The organism is Psychrilyobacter sp., assembly GCF_037132775.1.
Taxonomy (GTDB): domain Bacteria; phylum Fusobacteriota; class Fusobacteriia; order Fusobacteriales; family Fusobacteriaceae; genus Psychrilyobacter.
This window is the reverse complement of record NZ_JBAHZY010000006.1, coordinates 1-10,496: the sequence shown is the minus strand read 5'-3', so window position 1 is coordinate 10,496 and position 10,496 is coordinate 1. Positions and strand designations below refer to the sequence as shown.

General features: G+C 32.1%; 10 protein-coding genes. 9 read left to right on the top strand and 1 reads right to left on the bottom strand.

The genetic code is table 11. The features are described 5' to 3' along the window. The 5 genes from V5784_RS00320 to rplS form a co-directional block, all read left to right on the top strand. Positions 1 to 234, top strand: a 234-nt coding sequence (locus tag V5784_RS00320; RefSeq protein WP_336887057.1) for an integrase core domain-containing protein, incomplete at its 5' end; no start/stop codon positions are given. A gap of 67 nt (positions 235 to 301) precedes the next feature. Further along, complete coding sequence (locus V5784_RS00315) at positions 302 to 2,026, top strand: ABC transporter ATP-binding protein (RefSeq protein ID WP_336887056.1); 1,725 nt, start codon at positions 302 to 304, stop codon at positions 2,024 to 2,026. A 54-nt stretch (positions 2,027 to 2,080) separates the two neighbouring features. Continuing rightward, a complete protein-coding gene (locus V5784_RS00310) occupies positions 2,081 to 3,583 on the top strand; it encodes a YjjI family glycine radical enzyme (protein ID WP_336887055.1) in 1,503 nt (500 codons plus the stop codon). A gap of 10 nt (positions 3,584 to 3,593) precedes the next feature. Then, positions 3,594 to 4,469: a YjjW family glycine radical enzyme activase gene (locus V5784_RS00305; RefSeq protein WP_336887054.1), complete on the top strand. Its 876-nt coding sequence runs from the start codon at positions 3,594 to 3,596 to the stop codon at positions 4,467 to 4,469. Between the two features lie 108 nt (positions 4,470 to 4,577). Then, a complete protein-coding gene (gene rplS / locus V5784_RS00300) occupies positions 4,578 to 4,928 on the top strand; it encodes a 50S ribosomal protein L19 (RefSeq protein WP_336887053.1) in 351 nt (116 codons plus the stop codon). Positions 4,929 to 5,260: 332 nt separating this feature from the next. Here rplS and V5784_RS00295 read toward each other — a convergent pair whose 3' ends face one another. Continuing rightward, complete coding sequence (locus V5784_RS00295; RefSeq protein WP_336887052.1) at positions 5,261 to 6,235, bottom strand: LacI family DNA-binding transcriptional regulator; 975 nt, start codon at positions 6,233 to 6,235, stop codon at positions 5,261 to 5,263. A gap of 305 nt (positions 6,236 to 6,540) precedes the next feature. Here V5784_RS00295 and iolG point away from each other — a divergent pair, with 305 nt between their 5' ends. From iolG to V5784_RS00275, 4 genes are all read left to right on the top strand, one after another. After that, positions 6,541 to 7,563 carry an inositol 2-dehydrogenase gene (gene iolG / locus V5784_RS00290; protein ID WP_336887051.1) on the top strand — a complete coding sequence of 341 codons (1,023 nt, stop codon included), beginning with the start codon at positions 6,541 to 6,543 and terminating at the stop codon, positions 7,561 to 7,563. A gap of 66 nt (positions 7,564 to 7,629) precedes the next feature. After that, a complete protein-coding gene (locus tag V5784_RS00285; RefSeq protein ID WP_336887050.1) occupies positions 7,630 to 8,598 on the top strand; it encodes a substrate-binding domain-containing protein in 969 nt (322 codons plus the stop codon). 84 nt (positions 8,599 to 8,682) lie between these two features. After that, positions 8,683 to 10,212, top strand: coding sequence for a sugar ABC transporter ATP-binding protein (locus V5784_RS00280; RefSeq protein WP_336887049.1), 1,530 nt, complete (start codon positions 8,683 to 8,685; stop codon positions 10,210 to 10,212). A 40-nt stretch (positions 10,213 to 10,252) separates the two neighbouring features. Continuing rightward, positions 10,253 to 10,432 (top strand): hypothetical protein, encoded by a 180-nt coding sequence (locus V5784_RS00275; RefSeq protein WP_336887048.1) that lies wholly within the window; start codon positions 10,253 to 10,255, stop codon positions 10,430 to 10,432. Positions 10,433 to 10,496: the final 64 nt, after the last annotated feature.

Below are 10,496 nucleotides of genomic sequence, written 5' to 3'. Positions count from 1 at the left end.
GGAATAAATTTAAGTATGGATGGAAAGGGGAGATGTTTGGATAATATATGGATAGAAAGATTTTGGAGGACAATAAAGTACAGTGAAATATTTCTTAATGAATATCAAAATTTAAGAGAATTATACACGGGAATAAAAAGATATATTAATTTTTATAATAATGATAGAGGACATAGTTCTTTAGATTATGAAACACCTGCTAAGGTATATTTTGGTACTCAAAAAATTGCTTAAGTTTTTGCATAAACTGTTTGACAAACACGACCACCATATATAAAGAAATCAAAAACAGGAGGAAAGAATGAAATTAACAGATATTTTTGAACATTTTAAACCCCATAAAAAATTATTTATCTTGGACTTTACAAGTGCATTTTTTATGGCAATGATAGACTTAACGTTTCCGGTATTTACCCAGAGGATCATAGATATAGAACTACCAAATAAGAATTATAAATTCTTTATGATTTTGATATCAATCTTAGTAGTACTACAATTGGTAAGAGCAGTACTTGTCTATATAGTAACTTATTATGGGCATAAGATGGGGGTAAATATAAGGTACGATATGAGAAATAAATTATTTCGTCACTTGCAAAAATTATCACTGTCTTACTATGATAATGCAAAAACTGGAACTATAATGTCTAGAGTTATGGGAGACCTTGAGATCCTATCGGAATTAGCACATCACGGTCCTGAGGATTTATTTATAATAATAGTTACCTTTATAGGATCTTTCTTATTGATGATAAATCTAAATGTTACCTTGACTCTAGTGGTATTTTCAATCCTGCCTTTTTATATCTATTTTGTGATAAAAGAAAACAAGAAGATGAAGAGAGCATTTAAAGATTACAGGGTGATATCAGCAGAAGTTAATTCCCACTTAGAGGACAGTATAGCGGGAATTAGAGTTGTAAAAGCATTTGGGAATGAGAAAACAAGCTCAAATAATTTTGATAAATATAATAAAAATGTAGCGGTTAGTCTCCTAAAAGCATTTGAGCCTATAAGTATACTTAGTAGTGCAACGGGATTATTTTCTGGTGGAATTCAGATTATAATCTTAGTTTTGGGTGGAACTATGGTAATGAAAGGGCAGCTAACAATAGGAATATTGATCGCATTTTTACTCTTTGTAAATAGATTTTTAGATCCAATAAAAAGAATGATTTCATTTTTAGAGATGTATCAGCAGGGAACTGTAGGATATGAAAGATTTTGTGAAGTCATGGCTATTGACCCCGATATAAAAGATAGTGTAGGAGCTAAAAATTTAGAAAATATTTCTGGAAACTTAGAGTTTAAATCTGTAGATTTTTCATATAATAATGGAGGTGGAATCCTGAAAAATTTCAATTTAGAGATAAAAGCTGGAGAAAAGGTAGCTTTAGTAGGTCCTAGTGGAGCTGGAAAATCTACCATCTGTAGTCTACTGCCTAGATTTTATGATGTAACTGGTGGAGAGATCATCATAGATGGTGTCGATGTAAAACAGATAACTCAAAATTCACTTCGAAAAAATATAGGAATTGTTCAACAAGATGTATATTTATTTCATGGAAGTATTAGAGACAATATTGGTTTAGGAAAGATCGATGCCACTGAAGATGAGATAGTAGAAGCTGCAAGAATGGCTAATGCTTTAGAATTTATAGATGAACTACCAGATGGAATGAGTACTCTAGTAGGAGAAAGAGGAGTAAAATTATCAGGAGGACAAAAACAAAGGATATCTATCGCTAGAATATTTTTGAAGAATCCTAAGATTTTAATATTAGATGAAGCTACTAGTGCTCTAGACAATCAAACTGAAAAATATATCCAAGATTCGCTAGCTAAATTATCAGAGGGAAGAACTACATTGACCATAGCTCACAGGCTGACAACCATAAAAAATTCTGACAGTATAATCTATTTAGATAAAGATGGGATTCAAGAAAAGGGAACTCATGAAGAACTTATAGGAAAAAAAGGGAAATATGAAAAACTGTATAACTCGGAATTTCATGGATTTGTATGATATAATTAGATAAAGATTTAGTCAGTTTCGCGATAGGCGACAAGGAGTAGAAATATGAAAGAAACTATATTGAATATTATAAAAGATAAAAATATTACATTCGAGCAGAGAGTCTTAGGATTAGCTCGTGCTGCTGAAAACAGCCTAGATGTATTAGAGATGACGGATTATGTAAAAGAATACAGAGAAGAGGGAATCATATGTGATTTATTTGAGGGGAATGCACCCTATAGACCGAGATATATCTTACCTGATTACGATAAATTTATTAAAGATGGATGTGAGTTTTTAAATATTACTCCTCCTACAGATATTTGGGAAGCTACAAACAATCTATTGATGTTTTATAAACATGTACCATCCATAACAACTATGCCAGTATATATAGGAAATATAGACTACCTTTTGGAAAAGTTTGTTACAGATGAAAATGAAGAGGAATGCTATAGGGCTATAAAATTATTTTTAAAGCATATAGATACGACTATTACAGACTCATTTTGTCATGCTAATATAGGACCACGTGAAACCAAAGCAGGGATATTGATATTAAAAGCAATGAGAGAATTGGAATTACCAACTCCTAATTTGACATTAAAATATAGTGAGGAAACTACCGACAAACTAGCTATTGAATCGATCAATACAGCTCTTGTTACAGCAAAACCTAGTTTTGCCAAAGATAGTATGTACAGGGAAGACTTTGGTGGGAATGAATATGGGATAGTAAGCTGCTACAATGGTTTAGAAGTAGGTGGAGGTGCACACACTTTGGTAAGGGTGAGGTTAGGAAGATTAGCTAAGAAAGCTGCTGATAGAACTGATTTCATGGAAAATATCCTGCCAAAGGTAGCTCATGAAATGTTGGGGTACATAGATGAAAGAATTAGATTTATATTGGAAGAATCGGTGTTTTTCAAGGTTAATTTCTTAGTGGCAGAAGGGTTTATAAAAAAAGAAAAATTTACAGGACTCTTTGGAATGGTTGGATTAGCTGAGTGTGTAAATCATCTTATGGAATTAGAAGGAAATGATGGAAGATTTGGAAGTAATGATCTAGCCAATGAACTAGGAGAAGATATAGTAAAAATCCTTACGAAAATACTAAAGGATCACAGGTGCAAATATTTTGAGAGTGAAGAGAAAAAACATCTTCTACATTCTCAGGTAGGGATCGAAACCGATGCAGGAGAAAGCCCAGGGTGCAGGATTCCAATAGGTGAGGAACCAGAGATATTTGAACATATAGTACAGGCTTCTCCATTTCATAAATATTTTGCCAGTGGAATAGGAGACATATATTCCTTTGACGAGACCTATAAAAAGAATCCCCAAGCGATCTTAGACATAATAAATGGTGGATTTAACATGGGGCTTAGATTTTTCTCTATGTATGGGAATGACTGTGATGTAGTTAGAGTTACAGGTTATTTAGTAAAAAAATCTGAGATGGAAAAATTAGATCAGGGAAAGGTAGTCCTCAGAGATACAACTATCTTAGGAAAAGGTGCCAGAGATAATGGAAGGGTGTTGGAGAGAAAATTAAGAAAAAAATAGAGGTTTACTTATGAAAAGGGCAAAGATAAATAAAATAATAAAGTTTTCCAATGTAGATGGTCCTGGGAATAGGATGAGTATATTTTTTCAAGGGTGTAACTATAACTGTCTGTATTGTCATAACCCAGAGACGATAAATAAGTGTAACTCCTGTGGAGTTTGCATAGATAGTTGTTCTGTAGGAGCACTCAGCACAGTAGATTCAAAGGTTAGTTGGGATAAGAAGATATGCGTAGAATGTGACAGGTGTACAGAGATCTGTATGATAGACTCATCTCCTAAAACTATAGATTATAGTGTAGGAGAACTTTTAGAAGAGATAAAAAAAGTCAGTGGTTTTATCCGTGGAATCACCGTGAGTGGAGGAGAAGCTACTTTAAACTATGAATTCATAACTGAGTTATTTAGAGAGGTAAAAAAATTAGGGTTGACTACCTTTGTAGATACCAATGGATCGCTAGATCTGGGAGAGAATATCTACAGCGAATTTATTCAAATAACAGATAAATTTATGGTAGATATGAAAGTATGGGATGAAAGAACTCACAGAGATCTTACAGGTACTGATAATCTTATTGTAAGTAAGAACATAGAATTTTTGGGTAAGTTAGGTAAGTTATATGAGGTAAGAACGGTAATTGTGCCTAGGCTACTGGATAATATAGAAACTGTGGATAGATTATCTTGTTTGATAAGGGAAATAAACTCTAAAAATCAATGGAATGAGGATATTATTTATAAACTTATAAAGTATAGGCAGATAGGTGTAAGAAAAGAGATTCTGGAAGAAGAATTCCTAGGGATTGGAAGTCCTACAGATGAAGTAATGGAAGAGTTATCTAAGCTTGCAAGGGGAAATGGAGTAGAAAAAGTAATCATAATCTGATTGACATATAATAACAGATATGGTAAAATTATCTAGTTAAAATCGGATATTCCTCTGTAACCTATATGTGTTATTAAGAATGTCTTAGAACTTAGGAGGAACAAAAAAATGAAAGAAAAATTAATTATGTTAGTAGAAAAAGATTACATCAGAACTGATTTACCTGAATTTAAAGCTGGAGATACTTTAGACGTGTCTTTAAAAATTAAAGAAGGGGAAAAAGAAAGAATCCAACATTTCGAAGGTGTAGTAATCAGAGTAAATGGTGGAGGAGTTGCTAAAACTTTTACAATCAGAAAAGTAACTGGAGGATTTGGAGTAGAGAGAATATTACCAGTTAACTCACCAATGATCGACAGTATCGAAGTTAAGAGAGTCGGAAAAGTTAGAAGAGCAAGATTATTCTACCTTAGAGGATTATCTGGTAAGAAAGCTAGAATCACTGAACTTAGAAAGTAATTATAATTGTAAGAGCATCGAGGAAACTCGATGCTTTTTTTTTACTCCATTATCAATTATACTCTCTAATTTACCTCCTGTGCGCTCCTAAAAACTTCCCCTTGTAATTGTATCCCTATAGTCGAAATACGTCGAATAAGAAGGTCATAAATCCGTTGGTACTATTGGGCTAGAGAGCGTATTTTTAGATTTGTCTAACCAGTGGACAAAACGTCCAATGAGAAGACAAAACGTCTACCTGGTGGACGTTTTTAGGTTATAAATAGAGGTTAAATTACAGTGATTTACAATCTCTTATATTTGTACCTTTTTTCATATAAAAAAAGGAGCCGCTATGAGCTGCTCCTATGAATGAAGATAGGATCTAATAAAATTTTTTTATTATCTTTCTTTTTTATAACTTCATTTAAAGCTAATTTAGCCATTTCTTCGATGGGCTGCTTTATCGTACTTAGCCCAATTCCTAAAATCCTAGAGATTGGACTATCGTCAAATCCAATAACAGCAACATCTTCTGGAATCCTTATATTTAATTCTTTTAATTTTCTTATTGCTCCCATTGCAATAACGTCATTAAAAGCAATAATTGAATCAAATTTTATTTTTTTCTCTAAAAGCTCTTCTACTAATAAGTAGCCATCCTTTCTGATTTCATGTGAGTTCGCCACAAGTTTAGGATTAAAGAGGCTATTATTTTGTAAAATATCCTTAAAAGCGGCAAATCTTTCTTCATTAGCAAAAAGTTCTTTTCCACCTCCGAGATAAGCAATATTTTTTTTATTTTTCCCTAAGAGATGAAAAATTGATATTTTTATAGCTTTATAGTTATCTACCTGGATGGATTTAACCTCTATTTTATTTAGACTTGAGCCTATAAATATAATTCTAGTATCATATTTCAGAGTAGTCTCTAAAAAACTTATATCATTGGATGTAGGGATCATAATTATCCCATCTACTCTTCTTTCTATTAATTTTTTTACATAATTCCTTGTCCGCTCCTTACTCCAGTTAGTATTGCATAAAAACACTGTATATCCTGCACGGTCAGAAACAATTTCAATCTCCCTTGCTAATTCTGCCATGAAGCCATCGGTTATATCTGGAAGGATAAGACCAAGAGTTTTTGTTTTTTTCATAACCAATCCCTGGGCTATTGAATTAGGCACATACCCCATGGAATCGGCAGTTTCTTTTATCAGCTTTCTGGTAGAAGGCTTTATTTCTTTGTGATTATTTAAAGCTCTAGATACCGTGGTATAGGATAAACCCAACTGGCTGGCAATATTTTTAAGTGTAACTCCCATCTGGATACCTCCACTAATTTAATTAATTCTTATTTTAAAATTATAGCTTAAAACGTTTTAAATATCAAATAATCAAATAAAAAACTGTTAAAAAAATAACTTTAAATAATATTTCAACTTGCTATAATTTAATCTGAATCAGTAAAAGTACCAGTTAAAAGGCATAGTTTGTATATTTTTTGGTTCTTTTGTCCTGAAAAAGTTAGAAAAAGATTTGACAAATAAAAAAAAAAGAAGTACTTAAGTAATAGAAACTTTTTTTAAAACGTTTTAAATTATTGAGAAAACTTTAAGGGGGATAGAAAATGAAAAAAATTAAGTTTGGAATGGTCGGTCTTGGAAGACTTGGAATTCAACATGCTGAAAACATTGCTTTTAAAATTCCTGAAGCAGAATTAACTGCTATTTGTGCAATTGAAGAGGAAAGAGTGAAAGAAATTAAAACAAAATGGGGTGTTCCGTATGGATATACTGATTTTGATGAGATGATTAAAAACAATGAATTAGATGCTGTGTTTCTATGTTCGCCATCACATCTGCACTGTGACCAGATTGAAAAAGCATTGGAGGCAGGGCTACATGTTTTTTCTGAAAAGCCTTTGGGGACAACATTGGAAGAGTGCAAAAGAGCAGAAAAGGCCATTGAAAGCCATCCAGATAAAATATTTATGCTGGGATTCATGAGGCGTTATGATCCTTCATATGTATATGCTAAAAAAATGATAGACGAAGGGAAAATAGGGAAGCCATTTTTATTCAGAGGATACAGCCAGGATCCAGAATCTGCAATAGCTGGAGCAATTGCCTATGCAGGTCATTCAGGTGGACAATTTATCGATATGGCAGTACATGATATAGATCTTTCTAGATGGCTATTAGATTCTGAACCTATCCAAACTTGGGGAATAGGTGGTTGTTATAAACATGATGAGTTTGGAAAACATAAAGATGGGGACAATGTATCTGCACTTTTAAAATTTGAAAATGATGCAATGGCATTTATTTTTGCTGGAAGAACAGCTCCTCATGGATATAATGTTGAAACTGAAATTATTGGAACAGAGGGGATATTAAGGATCGGTAATGTACCTCAGAAAAATTTAGTGGAAATTTTAGATTCTAGTGGTGTAAGAAAAGAGTGCTCACAGGATTTTATAGAAAGATTTGAAACTGCATATGTAGATGAATTAAAAGAATTTGTAGACTGTATTATAAATAATAGAAAACCAGAGGTAACTGTATATGATGGTACAAGAGCTACAATTGTAGCCTATGCTTGCAAGGAGTCATTTGAAACAGGGAAACTCATTGATATTAAAGTAAATTAATAAAATAGATGTTGAGTAAAATTTTTGTTATTATAACTGCACAATTATAATTTTAGGAGGAATTCAATGAAAAAAGTATTAATGATAATAGGGTTAGTTTTAACGATAGGATTATTTCAAGGATGCGGTGAATCATCAAAAGAGGACGCCAAGAAAATCGATAATGAAAAGCCAACAGTTGCTTACGTTATTAATAATTTAAACGACACATTCCAAACTTTTATATTAGATGCTGCACAAACCTATGCAGAAGAAAATGGCGTTAATTTTATTATAGAAAATGCAAAAGAAGATGTTCTTAAACAACAGGATTTAGTAAATTCACTCATAGAGAGAAATGTGGATGCCATAATAGTAGTTCCTACTGATACAAGTGCTATGGGGCCGATTACTGATGCAGTTATGGAGGCAAATATTCCTCTATGTTATGTAAATAGAAATCCATATGCAGGAAAAGAAGATAAAATGCCTGAAAATGTTTATTATGTTGGTGCTGACGAAATTACAGGTGGACAAATGCAGATGGATTTTATAGGAAAAGAAATAAACAGTAAGGGAAATATTGCAATTCTTATGGGGATTTTAGGAAATGAAGGTGCCTTAAAAAGAACTCTCGGTGTAAAAGAAGTGATAAAAGAAAAATTTCCTAATGTTAAAATTCTTGCGGAAGAAACAGCTTTGTGGCAGAGAGATAAAGGATTAGCAATCACTGAAAACTGGATTACAACATATGGAGATGATCTTTCTGCAATTATTGCAAATAATGATGAGATGGCACTGGGAGCCGTTCAAGCTTTAAAAAGTAATGGTTTACTAAAAAAAGTTAAAGTTATTGGGTTAGATGCTACACCTGATGCTCTTGATTCTATAGAAAAAGGGGAACTTAGTGCTACAGTATTCCAAGATGCTAAGGGTCAGGGATCAACAGCAGCCAAAAATGTTATTGATGTTATTAAAGGGAAATTGGTTGAAAATAAAATAACTTATATTCCATTTAAACTTGTTACAAAAGCAAATTTAAATGATTTTAAGTAAAAAATATTATTTGAAATTTTGTTATATTAAAATAATATTTTAGTTAACATTCTTTTAACTTTAAATAAGATAAGGAGTGATCTAGTGGAGGTTAATGAATATATTTTAGAAATGGATAATATAGTTAAAAAATTTCCAGGTGTAATGGCATTGAAAGGAGTTAATTTAAAGGTTAAAGCCGGAGAAATTCATGCTCTGATGGGAGAAAATGGTGCTGGAAAATCAACTATTATGAAGTGCATAATAGGGATACATAGACAAACGTCGGGAGAAATTATTTTTAACGGTAAAAAAATGAAAAAATATGATACAGAAATGGCATTAAAATTAGGTATTTCAATGATACATCAGGAATTAAGCCCAATATTATACAGGTCTATTATGGAAAATATATGGTTAGGCAGGGAACCCCAAAATAGATTTGGTTTAGTCGATCATAAAACTATGTATAAAAACACTGTAGAAGTATTAAAAATGATAAATCTAGACATAAATCCTAAAACTTTGATGAAAGATTTAAGTATTGCAAAGATACAGATGATAGAAATAGCAAAGGCAATATCATATGATGCTAAGTTAATTATAATGGATGAACCTACTTCTGCACTTACAGACAGGGAAATAAACCAGTTATTTAAAATAATATTTAAATTAAAATCTGAGGGAAGAAGCATAATATATACCTCCCATAAATTAGATGAAATATTTAAAATAGCGGATACAATTACTGTTTTTCGTGATGGGAATTTTATAGGTAGTAAACTCAGCAAAGATATGTCGATGGATGAAATGATCAAGATGATGGTAGGGCGCGACATAGATGAGTTATTTCCCAAAACACCCAGTGAGATATCTGGAACAAAATTAGAGGTAAAAAACTTAAGTGATGGAAATCGTTTTAAAAATATTTCTTTTAACTTGAGAAAAGGAGAAATTTTAGGTTTTGCTGGGTTGATCGGTGCCGGGAGAACAGAAGTCATGGAAGCCCTGTTTGGTGTTCGTTCGATTATTTGTGGTGAGATCTTAATTGATAATAAAAAAATAAAAATTGATTCCTCATCTACAGCCGTTAAGAATAAGATGGCCTTATTGACAGAAGACAGGAGAGAAACAGGTATTTTCCCGATGTTGTCTGTGAAAGACAATATGACTATAGTCAATATAGATACCTATATAAATTCCAACAAATTAATAAACTATAAAAAAATGAAAGAAGATGGTGAAAAATATATATCTGCATTAGGAATCAAAACACCAAGTTTAAACCATAAAATTGGAAATCTAAGTGGGGGAAATCAACAAAAGGTATTGATAGCAAGGTGGCTTTTAACAGATCCAGATATTCTTATTTTGGATGAACCCACAAGGGGAATAGATGTCGGGGCAAAATCTGAAATTCATAAATTGATATCAAAATTAGCCTGTGAAGGGAAAAGTGTAATAATGATTTCCTCGGAACTTCCTGAAATTTTAGGGATGGCTGACCGTGTGGTAGTGATGCATGAGGGGAAAATCACAGGTATTCTTGATAATGATGATGAATTGACCCAGGAAGAACTCATTCAATACGCAACCAATAAAAAAAATGATTATAGAAATATTACAAATAAATAAAAATAAAAATTAACATTAATATAGTTGAGGAGGCTAAAGGATGGCAGCAGAAACTGTTATAAAAAATGGGAAAAGATCTTTATTGAATGAAAATACAAATGAATTATTGAAAAAATACGGAATAGTTTTGATTCTTATGGGGATGATTATGGTGGTCGTGTTTGTCAAACAGTTTATGAAAAAACTTAAGCAATTTTTTGAGTACCAAAATATACCTTAGCAGGTGTTTCATAATCTAAAGAACTATGTCCTCTATCGTTATTATAAAAATTAATATACCTTTT

Excerpts from the sequence above, each read along its gene's own strand:
- V5784_RS00315 (WP_336887056.1), top strand. The coding sequence starts at position 302 with ATGAAATTAACAGATATTTTTGAACATTTTAAACCCCATAAAAAATTA.
- V5784_RS00310 (WP_336887055.1), top strand. The coding sequence starts at position 2,081 with ATGAAAGAAACTATATTGAATATTATAAAAGATAAAAATATTACATTC.
- V5784_RS00305 (WP_336887054.1), top strand. The coding sequence starts at position 3,594 with ATGAAAAGGGCAAAGATAAATAAAATAATAAAGTTTTCCAATGTAGAT.
- rplS (WP_336887053.1), top strand. The coding sequence starts at position 4,578 with ATGAAAGAAAAATTAATTATGTTAGTAGAAAAAGATTACATCAGAACT.
- V5784_RS00295 (WP_336887052.1), bottom strand. The coding sequence starts at position 6,235 with ATGGGAGTTACACTTAAAAATATTGCCAGCCAGTTGGGTTTATCCTAT.
- iolG (WP_336887051.1), top strand. The coding sequence starts at position 6,541 with ATGAAAAAAATTAAGTTTGGAATGGTCGGTCTTGGAAGACTTGGAATT.
- V5784_RS00285 (WP_336887050.1), top strand. The coding sequence starts at position 7,630 with ATGAAAAAAGTATTAATGATAATAGGGTTAGTTTTAACGATAGGATTA.
- V5784_RS00275 (WP_336887048.1), top strand. The coding sequence starts at position 10,253 with ATGGCAGCAGAAACTGTTATAAAAAATGGGAAAAGATCTTTATTGAAT.